The 22,395-nt window shown below is 64.5% G+C and carries 24 protein-coding genes; 12 read left to right on the forward strand and 12 right to left on the reverse strand.

Annotated elements, in window-relative coordinates; translation table 11 throughout:
* Positions 1-72 precede the first annotated feature (72 nt).
* The 3 genes from prfA to rpmE form a co-directional block, all read right to left on the reverse strand.
* On the reverse strand, positions 73-1,146 hold the full coding sequence (gene prfA, locus DESFRDRAFT_RS14505; RefSeq protein ID WP_005995114.1) for a peptide chain release factor 1: 1,074 nt from the start codon (positions 1,144-1,146) through the stop codon (positions 73-75).
* A gap of 93 nt (positions 1,147-1,239) precedes the next feature.
* Entirely contained in the window at positions 1,240-2,193 is a 954-nt protein-coding gene (locus tag DESFRDRAFT_RS14510) for a DUF1385 domain-containing protein (RefSeq protein WP_005995116.1), read from the reverse strand.
* A 67-nt stretch (positions 2,194-2,260) separates the two neighbouring features.
* A complete protein-coding gene (gene rpmE, locus DESFRDRAFT_RS14515; RefSeq protein ID WP_005995118.1) occupies positions 2,261-2,476 on the reverse strand; it encodes a 50S ribosomal protein L31 in 216 nt (71 codons plus the stop codon).
* A 185-nt stretch (positions 2,477-2,661) separates the two neighbouring features.
* Between rpmE and thiC the strand changes: the two genes are divergently transcribed.
* Positions 2,662-3,975 carry a phosphomethylpyrimidine synthase ThiC gene (gene thiC / locus DESFRDRAFT_RS14520; RefSeq protein WP_005995120.1) on the forward strand — a complete coding sequence of 438 codons (1,314 nt, stop codon included), beginning with the start codon at positions 2,662-2,664 and terminating at the stop codon, positions 3,973-3,975.
* A 28-nt stretch (positions 3,976-4,003) separates the two neighbouring features.
* Positions 4,004-4,750, forward strand: a complete 747-nt coding sequence (gene gpmA / locus DESFRDRAFT_RS14525) for a 2,3-diphosphoglycerate-dependent phosphoglycerate mutase (protein ID WP_005995123.1) — start codon at positions 4,004-4,006, stop codon at positions 4,748-4,750.
* 461 nt (positions 4,751-5,211) lie between these two features.
* Here the strand turns inward: gpmA and DESFRDRAFT_RS21650 are convergent, their stop codons facing one another.
* A complete protein-coding gene (locus DESFRDRAFT_RS21650; RefSeq protein ID WP_005995125.1) occupies positions 5,212-5,847 on the reverse strand; it encodes a hypothetical protein in 636 nt (211 codons plus the stop codon).
* A 10-nt stretch (positions 5,848-5,857) separates the two neighbouring features.
* Complete coding sequence (locus tag DESFRDRAFT_RS14535; RefSeq protein WP_005995127.1) at positions 5,858-6,658, reverse strand: DUF2092 domain-containing protein; 801 nt, start codon at positions 6,656-6,658, stop codon at positions 5,858-5,860.
* A gap of 224 nt (positions 6,659-6,882) precedes the next feature.
* Between DESFRDRAFT_RS14535 and DESFRDRAFT_RS14540 the strand changes: the two genes are divergently transcribed.
* Entirely contained in the window at positions 6,883-7,716 is an 834-nt protein-coding gene (locus DESFRDRAFT_RS14540; RefSeq protein WP_005995130.1) for a hypothetical protein, read from the forward strand.
* Between the two features lie 39 nt (positions 7,717-7,755).
* On the opposite strand, the gene DESFRDRAFT_RS14545 is transcribed toward DESFRDRAFT_RS14540, so the two are convergent.
* Positions 7,756-8,133, reverse strand: coding sequence for a hypothetical protein (locus DESFRDRAFT_RS14545; RefSeq protein ID WP_005995132.1), 378 nt, complete (start codon positions 8,131-8,133; stop codon positions 7,756-7,758).
* A 217-nt stretch (positions 8,134-8,350) separates the two neighbouring features.
* On the opposite strand from DESFRDRAFT_RS14545, the gene gatB reads away from it, so the two are divergent.
* The 6 genes from gatB to der all read left to right on the forward strand — a co-directional run bounded on the left by gatB (position 8,351) and on the right by der (position 15,383).
* A complete protein-coding gene (gatB, locus tag DESFRDRAFT_RS14550) occupies positions 8,351-9,781 on the forward strand; it encodes an Asp-tRNA(Asn)/Glu-tRNA(Gln) amidotransferase subunit GatB (protein ID WP_005995134.1) in 1,431 nt (476 codons plus the stop codon).
* Between the two features lie 89 nt (positions 9,782-9,870).
* Positions 9,871-10,914, forward strand: a complete 1,044-nt coding sequence (gene mtnA / locus DESFRDRAFT_RS14555) for an S-methyl-5-thioribose-1-phosphate isomerase (RefSeq protein ID WP_005995136.1) — start codon at positions 9,871-9,873, stop codon at positions 10,912-10,914.
* Positions 10,915-10,953: 39 nt separating this feature from the next.
* On the forward strand, positions 10,954-11,745 hold the full coding sequence (locus tag DESFRDRAFT_RS14560) for a sulfide-dependent adenosine diphosphate thiazole synthase (protein ID WP_005995138.1): 792 nt from the start codon (positions 10,954-10,956) through the stop codon (positions 11,743-11,745).
* 242 nt (positions 11,746-11,987) lie between these two features.
* Positions 11,988-12,764 (forward strand): helix-turn-helix transcriptional regulator, encoded by a 777-nt coding sequence (locus DESFRDRAFT_RS14565; protein ID WP_005995140.1) that lies wholly within the window; start codon positions 11,988-11,990, stop codon positions 12,762-12,764.
* A 112-nt stretch (positions 12,765-12,876) separates the two neighbouring features.
* Positions 12,877-13,896, forward strand: a complete 1,020-nt coding sequence (locus tag DESFRDRAFT_RS14570; protein WP_005995141.1) for a methyltransferase — start codon at positions 12,877-12,879, stop codon at positions 13,894-13,896.
* 155 nt (positions 13,897-14,051) lie between these two features.
* Positions 14,052-15,383 carry a ribosome biogenesis GTPase Der gene (der, locus tag DESFRDRAFT_RS14575; protein WP_005995143.1) on the forward strand — a complete coding sequence of 444 codons (1,332 nt, stop codon included), beginning with the start codon at positions 14,052-14,054 and terminating at the stop codon, positions 15,381-15,383.
* Between the two features lie 275 nt (positions 15,384-15,658).
* On the opposite strand, the gene DESFRDRAFT_RS14580 is transcribed toward der, so the two are convergent.
* Together DESFRDRAFT_RS14580 and DESFRDRAFT_RS14585 are read right to left on the reverse strand one after the other, a co-directional pair.
* The gene (locus tag DESFRDRAFT_RS14580) at positions 15,659-16,351 is read right to left on the reverse strand and encodes an SDR family NAD(P)-dependent oxidoreductase (RefSeq protein ID WP_005995145.1); all 693 of its coding nucleotides are present in this window, start codon (positions 16,349-16,351) and stop codon (positions 15,659-15,661) included.
* 16 nt (positions 16,352-16,367) lie between these two features.
* Positions 16,368-17,078, reverse strand: a complete 711-nt coding sequence (locus tag DESFRDRAFT_RS14585) for a class II aldolase/adducin family protein (protein WP_005995148.1) — start codon at positions 17,076-17,078, stop codon at positions 16,368-16,370.
* Positions 17,079-17,169: 91 nt separating this feature from the next.
* On the opposite strand from DESFRDRAFT_RS14585, the gene DESFRDRAFT_RS14590 reads away from it, so the two are divergent.
* Positions 17,170-17,904 carry a helix-turn-helix domain-containing protein gene (locus DESFRDRAFT_RS14590; RefSeq protein WP_005995150.1) on the forward strand — a complete coding sequence of 245 codons (735 nt, stop codon included), beginning with the start codon at positions 17,170-17,172 and terminating at the stop codon, positions 17,902-17,904.
* A gap of 60 nt (positions 17,905-17,964) precedes the next feature.
* On the opposite strand, the gene DESFRDRAFT_RS14595 is transcribed toward DESFRDRAFT_RS14590, so the two are convergent.
* Both DESFRDRAFT_RS14595 and DESFRDRAFT_RS14600 read right to left on the reverse strand, forming a co-directional pair.
* Positions 17,965-19,737 (reverse strand): ARMT1-like domain-containing protein, encoded by a 1,773-nt coding sequence (locus DESFRDRAFT_RS14595; protein WP_005995151.1) that lies wholly within the window; start codon positions 19,735-19,737, stop codon positions 17,965-17,967.
* A complete protein-coding gene (locus DESFRDRAFT_RS14600) occupies positions 19,734-20,597 on the reverse strand; it encodes an NAD(+)/NADH kinase (RefSeq protein WP_005995153.1) in 864 nt (287 codons plus the stop codon). Before DESFRDRAFT_RS14600 ends, DESFRDRAFT_RS14595 begins: the two co-directional genes overlap by 4 nt.
* A 190-nt stretch (positions 20,598-20,787) precedes the next feature.
* Here DESFRDRAFT_RS14600 and DESFRDRAFT_RS14605 point away from each other — a divergent pair, with 190 nt between their 5' ends.
* Positions 20,788-21,207: a DVU0524 family FlgM-associated protein gene (locus tag DESFRDRAFT_RS14605; protein WP_005995155.1), complete on the forward strand. Its 420-nt coding sequence runs from the start codon at positions 20,788-20,790 to the stop codon at positions 21,205-21,207.
* A gap of 59 nt (positions 21,208-21,266) precedes the next feature.
* Entirely contained in the window at positions 21,267-21,584 is a 318-nt protein-coding gene (flgM, locus tag DESFRDRAFT_RS14610; RefSeq protein ID WP_005995157.1) for a flagellar biosynthesis anti-sigma factor FlgM, read from the forward strand.
* A gap of 120 nt (positions 21,585-21,704) precedes the next feature.
* Here the strand turns inward: flgM and fliW are convergent, their stop codons facing one another.
* Complete coding sequence (gene fliW / locus DESFRDRAFT_RS14615) at positions 21,705-22,160, reverse strand: flagellar assembly protein FliW (RefSeq protein WP_005995159.1); 456 nt, start codon at positions 22,158-22,160, stop codon at positions 21,705-21,707.
* Complete coding sequence (gene csrA, locus DESFRDRAFT_RS14620) at positions 22,136-22,375, reverse strand: carbon storage regulator CsrA (RefSeq protein ID WP_043794972.1); 240 nt, start codon at positions 22,373-22,375, stop codon at positions 22,136-22,138. Before csrA ends, fliW begins: the two co-directional genes overlap by 25 nt.
* Positions 22,376-22,395 lie beyond the last annotated feature (20 nt).

Raw genomic sequence — 22,395 nt, forward strand, 5'->3', positions numbered from 1 at the left:
TCCAGGGGGAAACTTTTTTCAAAAAGTTTCCCCCTGGCCGCCGGAGGCATCACCCTCTCCTCCCCGCATCAACTAGGCGGCGTCGGCCTGGGCTTTGAGGGCTTCGGACTGGTAGTGGGCGATGAGGCCGTCGAAAAGCTCGTCGAGGTCGCCTTCGAGCACGGCTTCGAGCTTGTAGAGCGTCAGGTTGATGCGGTGGTCGGTGACGCGGCTCTGGGGAAAATTGTAGGTGCGGATGCGTTCGGAGCGGTCGCCGGAGCCGACCTGGGAGCGACGGCTGGCTTCCTGTTCCAGGCGCTGCTTTTCCTGTTCGGCCTGGAGCAGCCGGGAGCGCAGCACCTTGAGGGCCTTGGCCTTGTTTTTGTGCTGCGACTTCTCGTCCTGGCAGATGACGACGAGGCCTGTGGGGATATGGGTGACGCGCACGGCCGAGTCGGTGGTGTTGACGCTCTGGCCGCCGGGGCCGCTCGAGCGGTAGACGTCGATGCGCAGGTCGTTGGGGTCGATGGCCACGTCGACTTCCTCGGCTTCGGGCATGATGGCCACGGTCACGGCCGAGGTGTGGATGCGGCCCTGGGACTCGGTGGCCGGCACACGCTGCACGCGATGCGCCCCGGACTCGTATTTGAGCCGGCTGTAGACCTTGTCCCCGGAGATGTTGGCGATGACTTCCTTGAACCCGCCGGAGCCGGTTTCGGAGGAACTCATGATCTCGACCTTCCAACGCTTCGTTTCGGCGTAGCGGCTGTACATGCGGAAGAGGTCCCCGGCGAAAAGCGCCGCTTCCTCGCCGCCGGTGCCGGCCCGGATTTCCAGCAGGATGTTTTTCTCATCCATGGGGTCCTTGGGCAAAAGCAGCAGTTTGAGGCGCGCTTCCAGTTCCGGCAGAGCTTCCCTGATGGTCCTGACCTCGGCCAGGGCCAGCTCCCGCATTTCCGGATCCGGGTCCTGGGCCAGCTCGGTATTTTCCTCGAGGTCCCGGGAGAGGCGCTTGTGCTCCCGGAAGGCCTCCACCACCTCGGCCAGGTCGGCATGGGCCTTGGCCAGCTTGCGGTAGCGCTCCTGGTCGCCCACGACGGCCGGGTCGGACAGCTGCGTTTCCAGATCGACGTATTTGCGCTCAAGGCTTTCCAGTTTGGCGAACATGCGGCATCTCCGAAGCGAAGAAACGGGACGCCTTTATCAAAAAGGCGCCCCCGGCTGGGGTTGGCGAATGGACCGGCCCGTTGGGGCGCGGGGTCAGGAAGCGGGCTGGCGCTCCACCGCGCCGCGAAGCGCGGCCAGGGCCACCTCGAGCTGCCGGTCGTCCGGCTCCTTGGTGGTGAGCAGCTGCATGAAGAGCCCGGGGGCCGAGATCAGGCGGCAGAGAATATTGGTGTTGAACTTGCCGGCGATCTTGATGACTTCGTAGGCCACGGCGCTGACGGGAACCATGAGCACGAGCTTCATGGCCACGATGTAGGCCTGTTTGATCCAGGTCGTGGCCGGGGCGTAAAAGGTCAGCAGCCAGGGCACCAGAAAGGCGTACAGCACGATGGAGATGGCCAGGACGAAGAGCAGAAAGGCCGTGCCGCAGCGGGGATGGAGCCGCGAAAAGCCGCGGGCTCCGGCGGGGGTCAGGTCCGCGCCCTGTTCGTAGGCCCAGATGACCTTGTGCTCGGCCCCATGGTACTGGAACACCCGGCGCACGTCCGGCAGGTAGGAGATGGCCGCGATGTAGCCCACGAAAAGGAGCATCTTGAAGAAGCCGTCCCAGACGTGAAAACTCAGGGCCTCCACGCCGCCGGAAAATCCGGCCGCCTTCATGCCCAGCGAAAACAGATGCGGCGTGACGACGAAAAGCAGCAGCGCGAACCCGATGGACGCGGCCAGGGTGAGCCCCATGGCCATGGGGGAAAGCTCTTCCTCGTCGTCTTCCACGGCCACCTGGGCCGAGTAATTGAGGGCCTTGATGCCGTTGACCAGCGTCTCGAGCAGGATGGGGAAGCCGCGCACGAAGGGCTTTTTGAGCCACTTGGCGGCGGTCAGGGAAAACCACGGGCGCACGTCGAGCAGGATGTCGCCGCCGGGTTTGCGCACGGCGATGGCCAAGCGCTCCCGGTCGCGCATCATGACCCCCTCCATCACGGCCTGGCCGCCGACCGTCGGAGCGGCCGCGAGCAGGGGCAAAAGAAGGAGACGCGCGCGTTTCATGGGGGATTTCCCGGACCTCGCGCCGGGCGCTGACCGCCCGGCGGCTGCAAGAGGACGTTCCAGTGGATTAGGCCTTCTTCTCGAACTTGGCGTACTTTTTGCGGAAACGGTCGATACGGCCGGCGGTGTCGAGGAAGCGCTGCTTGCCGGTGTAAAACGGATGGCAATTGGAGCAGACTTCCACGAGCAAAAGCTCGCCCTTGGTGGACAGGGCTTTTTCTTCGTAACCGCAGTTGCAGCGGATGGTGGCGTTGTAGACTTTCGGGTGGATATCTTTTTTCATCTTCCGACTCCTTGAGAGTGACCCTTTCGGGAAAGCGAATTCAACTAACGCCTTTTTCCGGGGTTGGCAAGCGTCCCGGAGCGGATTTCCCACATCGGGGCACGAACCGTTTCATGGATCACCTTTGAGCTTTGCCTCCCTTCATGATACCCAGACGCGACCTTATTCCACCCCAAGGATCAAGCATGTCCATACGCATGAAAAACACCATCTGCTCCGACATCCTGCGCGCCCACGCGGCCGAGCTGGCCGACGCCGAAGGACTCGCCCCGCAGGACATCTTCGCCGCCGTGGACGCCGGCACCATGGTCGTCCTGGCCAACCCCGCCCACAAGGGCGTCATCCCCACGCTCATCGGCCAGCCGGCCAAGGTCAAGGTCAACGCCAACATCGGCACCTCCATGCTGGTGACCGACGTGGCCATGGAACTGCAAAAGGCGAATATGGCCAAGAAAGCCGGGGCCCACGCCCTGATGGACCTGTCCACGGCCGGCGACCTGACCGCCATCCGCCGCCAGATCCTCGACGCCGTGGATTTGCCGCTCGGCACGGTGCCGCTTTATGCCGTGGCCCAGCATCATCTGGCCAAGGGCAAGGACCCGAGCGATTTCACCGAGGCCGAGATCATCGCCGAGATCGCCGAACAGGCCGCGGCCGGCGTGGATTTCATGACGCTGCACTGCGGCGTGACGCGCCTCGGGGCCGAACTTGCCGCCGAATCCGGGCGCATCACCGGCATCGTGTCGCGCGGCGGCTCGATACTCGGCCGCTGGATGCGCCGCCACGAGGCGGAGAACCCCTTTTTGACGCACTACGACGACATCCTCGACATCTGCCTGGCCCATAACGTCACCATCAGCCTCGGCGACGGCCTGCGTCCCGGCTGCGGGGCCGACGCCGGCGACGCCGCCCAGTGGGAAGAGGTGATAAACCTCGGCCGGCTGGCCCGGCGGGCCAAGGAACGCGGCGTCCAGGTCATGATCGAAGGCCCCGGCCATGTGCCGCTCCATCTGGTCCAGAGCCAGGTCCAGGGCATCAAGCGCCTGACCGACGGCGCGCCGCTGTACGTGCTCGGGCCCCTGACCACGGACTGCGCCCCGGGCTACGACCATATCGCCGGGGCCATCGGCGGGGCCATGGCCGCCTATTTCGGCGCGGATTTCCTGTGCTATCTGACCCCGGCCGAGCACCTCACCCTGCCCGGACCGGAAGACGTCTGGGCCGGGATCAAGGCCAGCCTGGTCGCCGCCCAAAGCGCGGAAACGGCCCTCGGCCGCCCCGCCGCCGTGGCCCGCGACCTCGGCATGTCCAAGGCCCGGGCAGACCTCGACTGGGAAGCCATGGCCGGCTTCGCCCTGGACCCGGACCTTCTGCGCAAGCGCCGGGCCATGCACAGCAAGGAAAAGGAATGCGCCATGTGCGGCGCGCTTTGCGCCATGCGCATGATGACCGGCGACAGCTTCGCCTGCGACGCGGACCAAAAGGATACGTCCGAATAACCCAAGCCGAACGCCACGCGGAGGAGCCATGTACACCCTCATATTGCTGCGGCACGGACAAAGCGCCTGGAACCTGGAGAACCGCTTCACCGGCTGGACCGACGTGGGGCTCACCGACCAGGGACGGGCCGAGGCGAAAAGCGCCGCCGCGCTCCTTATGGACGGCGGCTACGACTTCGACCTCTGCCTGACCTCGGTGCTCTCCCGGGCCATCATGACCCTCGACATCGTGCTCGAGGACATGGACCGGCTGTGGCTCCCGGTGGAAAAATCCTGGCGCTTAAACGAACGGCACTACGGGGCGCTGCAAGGGCTCAACAAGTCCGAGATGGCGGCCAAATACGGCGAGGAACAGGTCTTCGTCTGGCGCAGGAGCTTCGACACGCGCCCGCCGGAACTGACCCCCGACGACCCGCGCTTCCCCGGCCACGACCGACGCTACGCCGGCCTGACCGACGCCGAACTGCCGCGCACCGAATGCCTCAAGGACACCGTGGCCCGCGTCCTGCCCTACTGGCACGACGTCATAGCCCCGGCCATCCAGGCGGGCAAACGCCTGCTCGTGGCCGCCCACGGCAACTCGCTTCGCGCCCTGGTCAAATACCTGGACAACGTCAGCGACGCGGACATCAGCCAGCTCAATATCCCGACCGGCGTGCCGCTCGTCTACGAACTCGACGACAGCCTCAAACCCACGCGCCACCACTACCTCGGCGACCCCGACGCCATCGCCAAAAGCATGGCCGCCGTCGCCGCCCAGGGCAAGGCGAAGTAAGAGAATGCCTCCGGCGGCCAGGGGGAAACTTTTTGAAAAAAGTTTCCCCCTGGACCCCCTTCAAAAACTTTCACAAGGGATATCCAGGGATATCGGGGTGCCCCCCGATGCGAGAGAGCGGTCGGCGTTTCTTTGGAAACGCCGACCGCTCTCTTTTTTCATGAACAATAGCGACAAGAAAGAAGCCGGGTTGGGGTGAAAGCTTTCGCGCGGCCAGAGGCATCCCACAAGTCCGCAAGACCAGACTATTTATCGGTGGTTCCCTCTGGCCGGTGATGCTTATCGTTCCCGAACATGGGCCGTATGACCTGGGCCGGCCGGGGGGAGGTCGGACGCGAAGGCGTATTCTTCAAATATGCGCCGCGCGCGGCCGCCCTGCCCCCGGCCGGCCAACCACACCATTGTTCTTCCGACGGGAGGGCCGGGGGAGGCGTCGCCTCCCCCGGTTGGCAGGAGAGATATCAATTCCCAGGCGGCGGGCAGGGCCCCTTGACCGGCACGTAGACCACCCGGTCGCCGTTGAACTGCTCGACGTAGCAGGTGTTGTTATAGTTGTAGTAGGTCATGCCGGCCACGGTGAGCGCCACGGCCGCTGCGGGCAGCGTCCACAGCCAGGGTCCGGGTCCCATGGGGGGACGAGGTCCCCAACCGGGACCGGGCACCGGAACCGGAACGGGACCGACGGGGCGCGGCCCCCAGCCGGGACCGGGCACCGGGCGCGGACCGGGCACCGGGCGCGGACCGGGAACAGGCCCCGCCATCGGGCCACGAGGCCCGGGGCCGAAGCCGGGCGCGACAGGAACCGGCCCGGGTATGGGCGCGAATCCCGGACCGCCCGGGCGCCCCATGGGCGGTCGCACGCTCGTGCGCGGCGCCATCGGCGCGCCGCCGCCGAAACGCAGGCCGCCAGGAGCCCCTCCCATACGCGGCGCACCGCCGCCCATACGGGGCGCTCCCCCGCCGCCCAGGCGAGCCTCGGCGTTGCCGGTGAAAAGGCCGGTAAGCGTCAGCAGCCTGGAAGCATCGAACACCAGACTCAGGGCCGCGGCCAGCACCAGAACGGACGAAATTCCTCGATAAAGGCGTAAGCGTCTCACGACCGCCTCCTTACTCGGGTTTTTCCTGGCCCTTGGTTGCCAGGGGCAGGAAGTCGATCCGGCGCATATCCTTGACCGGGGTGAAGGTGAAAAGGCTGGACGGCAGGCGCGGACTCAGGTTCCAGTCCGTGAACGTCACCGCGTACTGGGGCCAGCCCGGGACGTCCTTGTCGTTGAGGACGAATTTGCGCGGCAGCGGCATCTTGCCCTTTTCGATCCACACCTGCCAATCGGCGCTTTTCTGGCTGAAGGCCAGATGGTCGCAGACCTTGCCGGCGGCCATGTGATTGCCCACGAAATCGCCGGTGCGCACGTTGTGCAAAAGCGCGACGCAAGGCGCGGCATCGACGAAATCGCTCAGCGGCGCCGAAAGGCCGTATTTTTCGGCCAGCATGTCGGTCGTGGCGTCGATGGTCGCCGGAGCCTCGGTCACGGCATAGACCCCCCGGTCGCGGTCGACCAGGGTCACGGTCTTGCCGTCATAGATGTACTCCCGGTCGCAGTCGTCGCCGACGACATGGGAATAGGCCTTGTTGGGGCGCACGATGGCCACTGTGGCCCTTCGGGAAATCTGAATGGTCTGGCCGTTGGGATACACCAGTTCGCTGAGGATGTCGGCGGTAAAGGAGAATTTCTTCTGGGCCTTCAAGAAGTCGCACATGGCCGTAATCGGCCCGGATGCCGCCGGGGTGATGTCCGCCGTCGCGGGCTGGGCCGGCTTTGCTCCCGAATCCCCGGATGCGGCGGCATTGGCCGCCGGCGCAACGGCCAGCGCGACGAGCAGGCCGAGGATCCAATACAGATGACGCATGGAAACCTCCTTGCCGGCCCGTCGGGGAACACGCCGCACGGACCGTTTGATTATGCCATTTTGGTAGAGGATGGCCCATGTGTTGTCAACGCCAGGCAAAAAACATCGCTGCACAATGCGCCGCCCCGGCCGCTACAGCGCGCGCGGCCTGGAAACAGCGCCGTTGCGGGGGGTCGGGCATTGCCTGCGCGGCCCGCCTGTTTTACGCAGAAGGCGGAGGCGTCATGTTGCGGGAATGGATCACGCTGCTGTGCGACCGGGGCACGCGCCAGGCGCGGCGCTTCGGCCATGACCGCGAGGCCGTGGCCATCGCCGCCCGGCATCGTCGCTGCCACGCCGCCTGGAAGCCCCATCTGGAGGCGGCCAAGGCGCTCGTGCTTACGACCGCCGACACGGCTCCCGGCCGGGATACGGCCGTCATTTTGGGTTCGGGCCTGTGCCTGGACGTGCCCGTGGAGGAACTTTGCGCACGCTTCGGCCGGGTGTTCCTCGTCGACGCCCACCATCCCCGGCCGGTCAGGAAGCTCGCCCGGCGACACCGCAATCTCCGGCTGGTCACGGCCGACGTCACGGGTATGGGCGAGCCTGTCGCCCGCGCGGCCGCATCCGGACGCCCCCTGCCCGACCCGGTCTTTCCGCCCGATCCCCTGCCTCCCGGACTGCGACCGGACTTCACGATATCCCTCAACCTCGCATCCCAGCTCCCCATCCCCTTTTATAAGGTATTGGACGGCCGGGTGGACGCCGATGTCCTCAAGCGGTTCGGCCGCGAACTGATCGAGGCCCACTTCGCCTGGCTGGAGCGGCTGCCGGGACGGGTCGGATTGGTGTGCGACCGGCTGTGGGAGCGGGTGGATGGCGACGGGGCGGTGGTCGAAAGCCGGGACGCCCTGGAAGGCGCGCAGCCGCCCGTGCCGGATCGGGCCTGGATATGGGATATCGCCCCCCGGCCCGAGGAGTCGCACTGTTACGACCGCCGCAACCAGGTTTGGGGCTATCTGGATTTTGCCGCCTCCCGAAACGGGAAGCCGGCGGGAACCGGGTCGCAAGGAACGTGAAAAAGGGCCGGCCGCACTGTCGCGACCGGCCCGAACAATCTACTTGTTCTTGTATTCCTTGCTCTTGGACTGGTAGAGTTCCTCGATGTAGTCGGCCTGGATTTTGAGGTCCTCGGCCTTGTTGACGAGATCGCCCACCTTCTCGTCAAGGGCGCGCAACTCGTCCGTGGTCGCGCCAGCCGCCTTGCGGGCCATACGCTCGGTTTCGGCGGCATTGACCTTGTCGATGGCGTCGCGATAGGCGTGCTCGGCCTTGCGCAGCTCCCGGTGCAACGTCTCGGGCATCATGGCCTCGTAATCCTGGGCCACGCAGACCGCCGGACGCAACACGCCGGGCAGGACAGCGGAGAACAGCATCGTGCAACAAAGGACGGCAACGCGAAGGAACCGTCCCGCCGAGGAAAGGTGACTGGCCATGGCATGCCTCACGGATGATAATATGGTCCCGGACCCAACGAACGCGGGCCGCCCGGAACGTTCTTGTTGTAGGCGTCCCTATCCAAAAAAACAACCGCTTGCGTTCCGTTTCCCGCACCCCGCGCGGCATTGACCCGCCTGCCGGAAGCGGGGTACACCCCCGACCGAAATTTCGTGGCGCGATCCGGCGGGACCGCGCCGTGTCAAGGAGCGTTTCATGGCCAGGTACGAGACGGTCATCGGCGTCGAGGTGCACGCTCAGCTGAAAACAGAGAGCAAGATTTTTTGCGGTTGCTCGACCCGCTTCGGCGACGACCCCAACGAAAACGTCTGCCCCGTATGCTCCGGCATGCCGGGCGTGTTGCCGGTGCTCAACGCCAAGGTCGTGGAATTCGCCGCCAAGATGGGCCTGGCCACGGACTGCACGGTCAATCCCGTCTCGGTCTTCGCCCGCAAGAACTACTTCTATCCCGACCTGCCAAAGGGCTACCAGATCTCCCAGTTCGAGCAGCCCATCTGCGAACACGGCCACATCGACGTGGTCGTCGACGGCAAGACCCGCCGCATCGGCATCACCCGCATCCATATGGAAGAGGACGCCGGCAAGAACATCCACTCCGCGGCCGACAACCTGAGCTATGTGGACCTGAACCGCTCCTGTGTGCCGCTGCTCGAGATCGTCTCCGAGCCCGACATGCGCAGCCCCGAGGAGGTCGTGGCCTACCTCAAGGCGCTGCGCGCCATCCTGGTCTACCTCGACATCTGCGACGGCAACATGGAGGAAGGCTCGTTTCGCTGCGACGCCAACGTGAGCCTGCGCCCGGTTGGCCAGGAGGCCTTCGGCACCCGCGCGGAGCTGAAGAACTTAAACAGCTTCCGCCACGTGCAAAAGGCCATCGAATACGAGGTGGAACGCCAGGGCGACATCCTCGACGACGGCGGCGTGGTGGTGCAGGAAACAAGGCTCTACGACGCCGCGAAAAACAGCACCGCCTCCATGCGCGGCAAGGAAGAGGCCAACGACTACCGCTACTTCCCGGACCCGGACCTCGTTCCCCTGCATCTCGACAGGGACACCATCGCCCGTTGGGGCACGGAACTGCCGGAACTGCCGGCCGCGCGCCGGGAACGCTTCGCCACGGCTTTCGGGCTGTCCGACTACGACGCCGACGTGCTTACGGCCGAGCGCGATATGGCCGACTACTTCGAGGCCGCCGTCATGGCCGGAGCCGACCCCAAAAAGGCCGCCAACTGGGTGCAGACGGAGCTTTTGCGCGAATGCCACCAGTCCGGCGCCACTCCCGGGACGTGCAAGCTCTCTCCCGAACGCCTGGCCGGGCTGTTGCGGCTTATCGACGAGGGCGTCATTTCCGGCAAGATCGCCAAGCAGATTTTCCCCGAGCTTTTCGCCAGCGGCGACGACCCGGCCGACTACGTGCGCGACAAGGGCCTCGTCCAGATCTCCGACACCTCCGCCCTGGAGACGGCCGTGGACACGGTCCTCGCCGCCAACCCGGCCGAGGTGGATGCCTACCGCGGCGGCAAGACCAAGCTCATGGGATTTTTCGTCGGCCAGGTCATGAAGGCCACCAAAGGGCAGGCCAACCCCGGACTGGTCAACGAGCTTTTACGCAAAAAGCTGGGGTAGCTTCCGCCGCCCCCGGGGGATCGTCCCCCACATCTCCTCGCGAGAGGCATTAACCCCTTTTGTCGCATCATGCAGACGGATGGTAGCCAATGACCGACCACATCGCCTTTTCCCCGGACAGGCACGCCCTGCTCCTGCTCGACCAGCGTTTCCTGCCCGACCGCGAGGAATCCTTCGTGTGCCGCAACACCGCCGACACCATCTACGCCTTGCAGACCATGGTGGTGCGCGGCGCGCCGGCCATCGGCGTCACGGCCGCCTACGGCTGCTACCTGGCCGCCCGTGAAGCGTGCGAGGCCGGCGGGGGCTGGAAGGAAAAGCTGGAGGGGCTGCTTACCGAGCTGGAAAGCGCCCGGCCCACGGCCGTCAACCTGCGCTGGGGCGTCGAACGCATGCGGCAAAAGTGGCGGGAACTCGGCGATATTTCCCTCGAGGCGCTCCTGTCGGAATGGCTGGGCCTGGCCGAGACCATGCAGGCCGAGGACATCGAGATCAACAAGGCCATGGGCAAAAACGGCGCGGCCTTGATCGACGACGGCGACACCGTCATGACCCACTGCAACGCCGGGGCCCTGGCCACGGCCGGCTACGGCACCGCCCTCGGCGTCATCCGGGCCGCCTTCGAGCAGGGCAAGCGCATCAAGGTCATCGCCAACGAGACGCGGCCCTTTCTCCAGGGCGCGCGCCTGACCGCCTACGAGCTGGCCAAGGAAGGCATCCCGGTCACCGTCGCCTGCGACAACGCCGTGGGCCATCTCATGAAAAAGGGCATGGTCCAGAAGGTGGTGGTCGGCGCGGACCGCATCGCCGCCAACGGCGACGCGGCCAACAAGATTGGCACCTACACCGTGGCCCTGGCCGCCAAGGCCCACGGCGTGCCCTTCTACGTCGCCGCCCCGGCCTCGACCTTCGACCTGACGCTCGCCTCGGGCGAACTGATCCCCATCGAGAACCGCACCCCCCGCGAGGTCACCCACGTGGGCGAGCACCGCATCACCCCGGAGGGCGTCCCGGTCTACAATTTCGCCTTCGACGTCACCCCGGCCGAACTCATCGCCGGCATCATCACCGAAAAGGGCGTGCTCACCGCGCCCTACACCGACGCCATCCGTGCCGCCATCGGCGGGAAATAACCCAACCGCAACCGAAACCGCCTGCTGAAGGAAGTCTTCATGCCTCTTGACGAACGCATCATCACGGAAGCCATTGTCGACGGGTATTTCGCCAAGTTCAAATCCAGCCTCGAACTCGATGTCGCCATCGTCGGCGGCGGCCCCTCGGGCCTTACCGCCGCCCGGCTCCTGGCCACGGAAGGCTTCAACGTCGCCCTGTTCGAACGCAAGCTGTCGCTCGGCGGCGGCATGTGGGGCGGCGGCATGACCTACAACGTCATCGTGGTGCAGGAGGAAAGCGCCCATCTGCTCACCGACGTCGGCATCCCGGTTGCCCGCTACAAGGACAACTACTTCACCGCCGACGCCGTGGCCGCCACCACCACGCTGGCTTCGGCCGCCTGTCTGGCCGGGGTCAAGGTGTTCAACTGCATGAGCGTCGAGGACGTGGTGCTGCGCGAGGTGAACGGCATCAAGCGCGTTACCGGCATCGTCATCAACTCCTCGCCGGTGGAAATGGCCGGGCTGCACGTGGACCCGGTGGTGCTCGGCAGCAAGTTCCTCATCGAGGCCACGGGGCATGCCACGGAAGTGCTGCACACCCTGGTGCGCAAAAACGACGTGAAGCTCAACACCCCTTCCGGCGGCATCGAGGGCGAGCAGTCCATGTGGGCCGACGTGGCCGAGACCAACACCGTGAAAAACACCCGGGAGATCTTCCCAGGCCTGTACGTTGCCGGCATGGCCGCCAATGCCAGCTTCGGCTCCTACCGCATGGGGCCGATCTTCGGCGGCATGTTGCTCTCCGGCGAAAAAGTCGCGGCGGACATCGCCGCCAAGCTGCGGGGATAGGCAGGGCCGGAGGGACGCCTCCGGGGGCCCAGGGGGAACTTTTTGGAAAAAGTTCCCCCCTGGCCTCCCCTCAAAAACTTTTCCAAGGGAAAAAACGTATTCTTCAACTATGCGCCGCGTGCGGTCGCTCCGCCCCCAGCCGGCATAAGGCCTCGATCGCCCCTTGCCGTGCAAAATTTTCCTTATTCGGATCGTTGTGATTCGGGGAAACGCCGGCTAGGCCGGCATCGCGAGGCGTCGTCATGTCCCACGCCAATCCCCCAACGGCGTTGCCGCATGAAAACCCGTTAAGCGGAGCGGATGCCCTCCTCCTTCTCGAACGCATTCAAAACTGCCTGGACTGCCGGTCGCGCCAAGCCTTTGCCCATCTTTTCCCCAAGCTCCGCTCCCTGTTGCCCTTCGACCACGCCCTGGCCGTGATCGCCCGTCTGGAAGACCAGACGGCCCTGGCCATCGACTGCTGCAACATCAGTTTTCCCGAACAGTGGCTGCGGGCCTACACGGCCGCGGACGCCTTCGCCGGCGACGCCATCGTGCGCCAAGCCCTGTCCGGACCTGCCCCCTTGCACTGGGCCGAAACCACGCCGCGCCTGCCCCGGCCCAACGCCTTGTCGCTGTGCCGCGATTTTCGCATGCGCCAGGGCTGGGTCGCCGCGTCGGCGCCGCTTTTTGCCGCGCGAGAGCGCGCCCTTTTCTGCTTCGCCGGGGAGGTGGGCCGGCACGACCGGCGAAGCGCGGCCATCCTGGGGCATCTCCTGCCCCACCTCCACCTGGCGCTTAGCCAAACCCTCCGCGCCTCCGTGCCGGACAGGGAACCGATCGCCCTTTCCCGCCGGGAACGGGAAGTGCTCGACTGGCTCAAGGAAGGCAAAAGCTCCTGGGACATCGCCATGGTGCTCGGCATACGGGAGCGAACGGTCCGTTTCCACGTCGCCAACCTCATGCGCAAGCTCGGGGCGGTCAACCGGGCGCAAACCGTGGCTCTGGCCCTGCGGCGCGGCCTGATCGGGCTGGACTGACCCCTGGCGGTTCCGACAGGTGCGCGGACCGGATCGGTGGGGCATACTGGGCCGATCCGGTCCGCGCCTCGCGCCGGACCAAAACGATCGCGCATCTCCAGGAGGGCTTCCCATGCATGCCTCGAACACGGATTTTCCGACCATGGACGACCGTTTTATCTGGGACATCTGGCTGTCGAGCGTCCAGCTTCCCACCGTGCTGGCAGCGGACGAACTGGGCATCTTCGACCTGCTGGGCCGGCAACCGGCCACGGCGGATGCACTGGCCCGGGAACTGGGCCTCAACGCCCAGGCCCTGGTCGGCGTCCTGCCGCTGCTGGTCGGCCTGGGCCTGCTGACGCACCATCTGGGCCGCTTCGGTCTCACCGAGGCGGGTCGGCTCTATCTGCGCCATGACGGCCCATTCTACTGGGGAGAAGCCCTTGGGGTCATGCGCACCCCGGTGGTCGCGCTCCTGTGCGACGCCCTGCGCGACCCGACCGAACGCCGGCATTACCAAATGGCCCAGGACTGGACCGAAGGCCGCATCGACAAGGACGCCGCGACCGCCGTGGCCCGGCTCATGCACGCCCAGTCGCGGCCGGCGGCCCTGGGACTGGCCGCCACCGGGGCCTTTGCCGGGGTGACCCGGTTGCTGGATGTCGGCGGCGGCTCGGGATGTTTTTCCCTGGCTCTGGCCAAACGCCATCCCACGATGCGATGCACCGTGATGGAACTGCCTGGCATGTGCGAGGTGGTTGCCGGATACGTGAACGAGGCCGGCTTCGGCCGGCAGGTCGCCAGCCAGGCCGTGGACATGTTCGCGGAAGCCTGGCCGCGCGGCCATGACGCCATCCTGCTCTCCAACATCCTCCACGACTGGGACCCGGCGACCAATGCCCAACTCCTGATCGAGGCGCTGCGTGCCCTGCCGGCGGGAGGCCGCCTGTTCGTGCACGAGATGCTGCTCGACGACGACGGCGCCGGCCCCCTGGCCGCGGCCGCCTTTTCGGTCATGCTGCTTTTGGCCACGGGCGGACGGCAGTATTCGGCCAGGGAGCTCGCCGCCATGCTGACGGAGGCTGGATTCACGGACGTGGGCGTGTCCCCGGCCTACGGGTACTACGCCCTGATCACGGCGCGAAAACCCTGAGCGGCGGCGGGCCGGTCCAGGGCAGTATTCGCACGTTTTCCCTTGACACATCTGCCCGTGGCGTGCTTTTCTAGTTATTTCTTGTTGGCAAGTACCCTCACCCCGGCTCCCCGCCAGCCGACCCGCTTTCCGTCCCCAAGGAGACCCGATACCCCATGCCCCCTATCGTGGCCATCGTCGGACGCCCCAACGTAGGCAAGTCCACCCTTTTCAACCGCCTGGCCAAACGCCCGAAGGCCATCACCCACGACCGCCCCGGCGTCACCCGCGACCGCCTGGAGGCGACCGTCGAACTGGGCGACCGGATCGTGACCCTGATCGACACCGGCGGCATGGATTTCGACGCCCCGGAAGGCCTTGAACGGCAAATCGTCGTTCAGGCGGAAATCGCCCTGACCATGGCCGACGTGGTGCTTTTTCTCGTCGACGGCAAGGCCGGACGCACGGCGATGGATGACGAGATGGCCGAGCGGCTGCGCCGGGCGGGCAAGCCCGTCATCGTCGCCGTCAACAAAGTTGACGGAAGCGAACGCATCCCGGCCCTGACCGGCGATTTCCACGCCTGGGGCTTTCCGATACTGCCGCTCTCCGCCGCCCACGGCCATGGCCTGCAGGATCTGGCCGAGACCCTGGCCAAGGCCCTGCCCGAGAAAGAAACACCCGGGGAAGAAGCCCTGCCGGCCCCCGAAGCCGGCATCCGTCTGGCCGTGCTCGGACGGCCCAACGCCGGCAAGTCCTCGCTGGTCAACGAGCTGCTCGGCCAGGAACGCCTCATCGTCAGCGACGTGGCCGGCACCACCCGTGACGCCGTGGACGTGGCGCTGGTGAAAAACGGCCGGCGTTACGTGTTCGTGGACACGGCCGGGGTGCGCAAACGCACCCGCATCACCGACGGGCTGGAGCGCTACAGCGTGGGCAAGGCCCTCGGCAGCGCCAAGCGGGCCAACGTGGCCGTGGTGGTCATCGACGCCACGGGCGGCGTGGGCGTGCAGGACAAGCGGCTCATTTCCTATCTCGACAAGGAACGCACGCCGTTTCTCATCGCGGTCAACAAGATCGACCTCGTCCCCCAGAAGGACATGATCGCGCTGCGCAAGGACATCCAGGACGAGCTGCGCATGTGCGGCCACGTGCCGGTGCTCTACATCTCGGCCGCCCAACGGAAGGGGATCGGCAAGGTCCTGCCGATGGCCGAGGAAATCTGGAAGGAATGCCAGATCCGGGTCGGCACCGGCGCGCTCAACAGGGCCATGCGCGAGGTGCTGGACAAGCACCAGCCACCGCTGGTCAACGGACGCCGGGCCAAGTTCTACTATCTGACCCAGGCTTCCGATCCACCACCGACCTTCGTCTTTTTCGTCAGCGACACCGAACGGGTGCGCGACTCCTACATGCGATACCTGGAAAACGGCCTGCGCAAGCTCTTCGGCATCAGCATGGCCCCGGTCAAGGTCGTCTGCCGCGCCAGCCACAAGCCGAAAGAGTAGGATAGGGGCGGGAAAAAACGTGCGAGAGGGGGACCCTTTTTGAAAAAAGGGTCCCCCTCTCGCGCTCTCCCCTCCCAAAAACTTTCAATAGTTACAGGCGGTAACCGCCTACCCTTTGAAGAGTCTTTGGAAGGGGGGTCCGGGGGGAGAACCTTTCTGCAAGAAAGGTTTCCCCCCGGTTCGCATTTCGCCTGTCATCGGCACTCGATGCCGGCGTCGCAGAACTTGCCCACGCCGTATTCGCGACGGCGCCGAGAACCAAGAGGCCCCTTGCGCTACCATCGTATCGGCTTGCCAAAGCGATCGAGGTAGTGAAGTCCTTTTTTCCCTTCCTGGGCAATAATGGTGTCGACGATCCGCGGCACAACCTCCTCAATAGTGAATTTTGCCTCAGGGCCGCCCATATCCGTTTGCACCCAGCCCGGGGCGATGAGAAGCAGGGTCCGGTCGTTGGCGCGACGCGCCGCGAAGCTGCGCATCAACATATTGAGCGCCGCCTTGCTGGCCCGGTATACTTCGAATTCTCCCGTCTCGTTATTCGCGACGCTCCCCTGTCCCGAAGACATCACGCCTATGGTTCCTTTGGGACGGACATTGTCTGCAAGTTGTTCGACCACCCGCATCGTGGAAAGCGCGTTTGTCACCATCACACGCACAAATGCATCCGTGGAAACTTCTCCAATGGTTTCATAACGGGGATTCGTGACACCCGCGTTCACGAAGAGAAGATCAAAAGTCCTTCCCCGCAGGCGTTCCTTGCAATCTTCGATTTGCTCCGGGCTCGTGATATCGAGATATTCGATCTCGAGCCGCCCGGGACAGCTCTTGGCCAGGTCGTGCAACTTTCCGGGTTTTCCCTGGCGAACCGTTCCAACGACATTCCAGCCACGTTGTAAAAATTCCTGCGCCAAGGCCAACCCAAGCCCGCGTGAAGCGCCGACAATCAAGGCCGCGCGGTTTATTCCCATCGTAGCAGCCTCCCGATTATTCATTGTCACACCACTTGCGCACCAGAAACTTCCAGGGACGGTGCATGACAGACCGATGAAGATCGTCCGCCAGGAAGGCTTCTTGCGCGCAGAGGTACGTTGGATTTCCCAGCTGCATGGCCACAGGCTGCGCTTGTGCATTGAGGGTCGCATAGATTGCCCGGAAAACAGCCTCCTTGACCGAAGCGCCAACAACTGTGGCCCCATGCCCACGCATGAGTACCAAGGCGCTTTTGTCCAGACAGCGGGCCAGGGAGAATCCAAGCTCCTGGCTTGTTATCAACATGTCTGTCATTCCATTATCCTGTCGGATATCAAACACAGGCACCCCGTACGCCAAGAAGCCGCACATATGATAAAGAGGCTGGAGTTGCGTTTTTGAAACACCAAAAGGTATCAGCGCGGGAGCGTGCGTATGCACGATTGCGTTGACATCGCTCCGGGCTTTGTAAATTTCGCCATGGAGGAATCGTTCGATCGATGGATTGGCGCAATCCTTCGCTATCGGATTGCTTTCCAGATCGAGCTCCATAAAATTGCCCGCATCTCCCGGCTCCGCTGCATTGTCACGGACCAGATAGTAACGATCCCCATGTCGCGGATGTCGCGCCGAGACATGCCCGAAGCCGTCCAGGATGCCTTCGCCGGCCAATATCCGGGTCGCGAAGCATAACTCCTCGAAAATCCGCGTGGTTTCCGTATCCATTTTTCGCCTCCTCCTTTGTTGCCACGCATAAACAAAGAACGTAGAGGCACGGTATCGACATCACGCCAAATTATGTCGCCAATGGGCCACAATGGACAGAGACCAACCGTTCACCAAGTATCTTCATGACGCGCACAAGCGTGTCGAAGTGCCGCTGCACAGCCACACAAACGGTCAGTTAAACTATATCGACAAAGGAACGATGCACCTCGTCTCTCCCGAGGCGCACTGGGTGGTCCCTTGGCAAAGAATCGTCTGGATTCCGCCCGACCAGCCCCACTCCGTAGCATGCGAGATGCTTTCAGGAAGCTGGAAAGCCATGATCCCAAGATATTATGCGCAATTTCTTCCGAAGGAGATCTCGGTCCTGCGTACAAGTCCGCTCTTGCATGCGGCTCTTGAAGCCCTGCCGGTAAACGGCAAAACACTTCCCCCGGCCAGGCTCGAGCCGCTCATCGAGATCATCAAACAAGAACTTATGGATGCGGAGAACGAAGGGTTCGGCGTGACTTTTCCAAAATCGGATCAGTTGCGGAGGGTCACCGACATTTTGTTGAAACAACCTGAAGATACAAGAACAATTGATGCGTGGGCAAAAATTGCCGGGATGTCGAGACGCAGCTTTACACGACACTTTCTTGCGGAAACCGGCCGCTCATTCGGCGAGTGGAAGAGGGATGTCGTGCTCGGCAAGGCCTTGGGCCTGTTGGCCGAAGGAAGAAGCGTCGCGGAAATAGCGGACCAGCTGGGATACGCCTATCCAAGCGCCTTCATAGCGGCTTTTCGACGGAAATACGGCGCATCACCGCTCAGATTCAAAAAGTGACAGCCTGCGCGAAACCGCCGGCAAGCGCCGCCCCGCTGGCCCGCACAGGGCAATAGCGCCTTAGCGGCAATCGATGCCGGCGTCGCAGAACTTGCCCACGCCGTATTCGCGGCGTCGCAGGAATTTTTCCGGGTCCGGGCCGATGATCTGCATCTCGGGCTGGCGGGCCTGCATGGACAGCGCAATGCGCATCTCCTTGGTGCAGCCCGTAGAGAAGGTGGCGTCCTTGCCGGCCCAGGCCGGGGGCACCTTGCGCCCGAGAAGCTCGAAGCTCTTTTCGATATCGAAGTGGGTCTGGAAGCGCCACACGTCGATCAGGCCGCTGCGTTGCACCTTTTCCCACATGAACATCAGGTCGTCGGCGTCCATGCCCTCTTCAAAGTGTTCGGCCGGATTGATGATATAGGTGTCGGCGAGCTTTCCCCGCAGATGGGCCACAAAGGCGGTCACAAGCTCGATGGCCGTCTTTGTCTGCCCCGGGATGGAGCCGATGACGGCGCTGTAGAACATGACGGTTCTGCCGGCCGCCTTGGCCGCGCGCATGGCCGTGATGATTTCCTCGGCCTTGGCCGTGATCTCGGCTTCGGTCAGGGAGCGGGCCCCGGGAGCGCGGGGCTTGAAATCCAGGCGCAGGCCGCATTCCCCGTCGCCGTAAAAGGACACCACGTCGCGGGTGAAAAGGTGGCTCGTCTCGATGAGCCGCTTGTGGCTGAGCGACCCCTTGGCCAGGACCAGGTCCGCCTCCTTCCAGGCCCGGGCGAAGGTGACCGAGACGCGGTAGAGGTTGAGCCGTTCGCGAGTGCCGTCGGAAATGACCGTAAGCGGGTTTTCGCGCATGATTTGGAGCAGCGCGTTCTTGCCCAGGCGCGGATCGCTGACGAAACGGGCCCCGGACAGGGCCGCGTCCAGGATAGGATCGCCCTCGGGGTCCCAGAACGTGGGCGCGTCGTAGTAGAATCCGTCCTTGACGGCCACGATGACCCGGTGGCCCAGGCGCAGGAGCGTGCGCACGGCCAGCAGGTCGAAAAGCACCCCGCCGGCGCTGTCCGCCAAAAAAAGAATCTTGAGCCCGCCGCGCCGGGGATCGAGCAGAGCCTCGAGCTTGGCGAAATCGGCCGGGAAGCGGGCCAGGGCGGCGTCCAGTTCGCCCCGGCCGGGAAACGCGCCCTCGCCCGTCCAGATGGCGGGCATGGCGCCCAGGGCCAAAAGCCGCCGCAGCTCCAGCATGTCCAGGGCGAAACGCAGGTCGGGCAGCGCCCGGCAGCCGGGCAGCTCGTCCGGGCAGGCGTAGAGCATGGCCGAAAACGCCTCGCTCTGGATGAAGGAAAAGGCCCGGCGGTTGAAGGCCCGCTTGCGCTCCCGGTGCGGGTCGTCGAGCCCGGACTGGGTCAAAAGGATGGTGCACAGCCGCTTGGCCAGGCGCGAGGGGATCATGGTCGGCTTGACCAGGGCCTGCCGGTACTTGAGCCGGCACAAGGTGCGGATCTTGGTCCGGGTGTAGGCGTCGGGCACGTAGTCGTCGATAAGCCCGTCGATGCGGGCCAGCCGGCCGTCGTATTCGGCCACGACCATGGGGTCGGCCCGGGCGCTGAAAAGATGGGCGAACATGGCGTCCGAGCACGGCACGTAGATCTCCTCGGGGGAAAGCGCCACCATGAAGCGCAGTTGCTCGGGCGAGGCGTTCTTTTCCGGAGTGATGGAATGCTCCAGATTGTTTTCGGTCATGAAGTGCAAGAGCCAGGCGTCGAGAACGGGATCGAGGCCGTAACGCGGGGCCTGCCCCGGTTCCAGGGACGCGACCGGAAGGGCCGGTTCGGAGGGATGTTCCGTCATGGGCAGCTGATGAATCCTTTGAGCCGCAACCTGGCGAAATAACTGTCGTCCTTTCGCTTGGCCAGAATCAGGAACCGGGAGGACTTGCGCACTTCCACCACATCGTTGTCGTCGAGGGGGAAAAGCTCCTGGCCGTCGCAGGTCAGGTACATGTTGGTTTCCGGCGCGGACAGGGCCAGGCGCACCGGGGACTCGGCCGGCACGATCACCGGCTTGAAGTCGCTTAAAAACGGACAGATGGGCACCACGCACAACACGTCGAGACCGGGATAGATGAGCGGCCCGCCGGCCGAAACGCAGTAGGCCGTGGAGCCGGTGGGGGTCGAGATGACCACGCCGTCGGCCCGAAGCGTGCAGATGTCCACGTCGTCGAGGCTCACGTTGAAGGCGGCGAGCCTGGCCATGGCCCCGCGGCTGACCACCGCGTCGTTGAGCGACGTGGTTTCGTACACGCGCTCCCCGCCGCGGATCACGGACACGTCGATCATGATGCGCCGGGCCGGGGTGAAGCCGTTTTCGAGAATGTCGGCCAGGACCTCCCGCCAGTCATCGAGCCCGGCCGAGGTCATGAACCCCACCCGGCCGAGATTGATGCCGAAAAAGGGCACGCCGTCGGCCACGGTCTGCCGGGCGGCCGAAAGCATGGTGCCGTCGCCGCCGAGGATCAGCGCCAGTTGCGGCCTTGCGGCCAGCACCGCCCCGGGCGGCACCACGGCGCTCCTGGCTTCGGGAAGGTTTTCCCTGATCAGCACGGTCACGCCGTGGGTGGCCAGCCAGTCGGCCACGGTCCAGGCCGTCTCCCTGGCCAGTGTGTGATCGGCTTTGTAAATAATGAGAATGGTTTTGATGTCGCGGCCCATGCCCCGTCTCCGTTTCGGGTTATATCCCCTTGCGGTCCGGGGAGGAAGCCACTTATAAGGCAAAGGCGGGCATGACACAAGAAAGACGCGGCCGAGAGGATTTGGTGACAGGCGATGGATTTTTTTCTCGGTTGCCACTAAAGGTATGGGGTAAGCGTCCGATAAGTTCCGTGAGAAGGAGTTATACGCCTTGACCGCGCTCCCCTACCAGGTCCGCGCCATGCTGCGCACCTACGGACGGCAGGTGACCACGGCCAGGCGCCTGGCCCGCTACCGCCGGTCGCTGATGGCCGCCGGCGCCGAAGACGAGATCAGCATCTCTCGTGAGGCCAAGCGGCGGGAGCTGGTGGGCCGGGTGGCGGCCGAGATCGTCGAGAATTGCATCGTGACGGGCTCGGATACGCCGGTGGTCGAGGACATCAAGGCGGAGCTGGAAGAAGAGCTCGGGTTCCCCCTGGTGTTCGCCTATCCGCCCGAAGAACAGGAGATGCAGATCTTCCGGGCGGACCCGGAACACGGGCACCAAGAGCTGACAGGCGAGCTCAAGACCGCCGTGTTCCAGCGATTGTGGGAATTGGCCCTGGAGAAAGTGGACGCGACAATGCTCTAAATTTCGGTCCCCCCGCTGCCGATACGCACTGTGAGGGATACTGCGGGAGGGGGGTTGCCATGGACATCAAGAACATACTCGGAATCAATCAGGCGTACGGCCAGGGCCGGATCGGCCGCAGCGGCTCGGGCGAAACCTCGGGCGTGACGCGCGGCGGCGCTTCCCAAACCGAAGCCGGCGCGGCCACCGACCGGGTGACCCTTTCCGGCGACGCCCGGCTGGTTTCCCTGGCCGCCAACCAGGCCAAGGAAGCCCCGGAGGTCCGCTCCGACCGGGTGGCCACGCTCAAGGCCCAGGTACAGGCCGGCACATACCAGCCGGACTCCAAAAAGATCGCTGAAAAAATGCTGACCATGGAGTCCGACCTGTTCGGATAACGGCCGGTCCGTCAGAGTAAACAAAACGCCTTCCCGATGTCGTCGCGTCGGGAAGGCGTTTATTTTTGGATGGAGCGGAGACCTTGCCGACGGTCCGCCGGCCGTCGCGGGGCAGCCGGGCTACTTTTCCACCGGGACCATGCCCGGCGTATAGTGGGTCGGATAGCGGGAGTCGGTTTGCGGAATCTGCAGGCCGACGCGGGCGTCGTTGTTGATGACGATGGGGCCGCTCAAATTGAGCGTGGTGCGTTCGGGCATGCCCTGGGGGATGGTCACGGTGACGAGGACGATGGCCTGCTCCCGGCTTTCGATGCCGAGCATCCGGCGATCCGGTTCGCTGATGACCACCTCGTACTCGGTCATGAAGCTGTAGGGATCGGTCACGAGCAATCCGAGCTTGGGGTCGCTCAGGCTTTGCAACACCATGAACGGCGACTCCTCGCGCAGCCGGATCAGGGTGAACTCGCGATGCCCCATGAAGCCGATGAGCCCCCGGGGAAAGTTGATCACGCGGTCTTCGGGCAGCGTTATGCTCCCGAGCCGCGTTTCCACTACTCGTTCGTCTTTTTTGGCCATAACTTCGCCGCCGCAAGGACATCGGAATCCATGGCGCAAAGCGCCTGCCGATTCTGCTCCAGCACCCGCAGATACACTTCTTCGCGATACACCTGCATATCGTCGGGCACTTCCAGCCCGATCTTGATCTGCTTGCCCTGGACGCCCAGCACCGTGATCTTGATGTTGTCGCCGAGGTGCAGGCTCTCGCCCGGCCTTCGGGTCAAAATGAGCATGAACGCCCGCGCCCCCAATG

Origin of the sequence: Solidesulfovibrio fructosivorans JJ], from assembly GCF_000179555.1 — a bacterium.
Taxonomy (GTDB): Bacteria; Desulfobacterota; Desulfovibrionia; order Desulfovibrionales; family Desulfovibrionaceae; genus Solidesulfovibrio; species Solidesulfovibrio fructosivorans.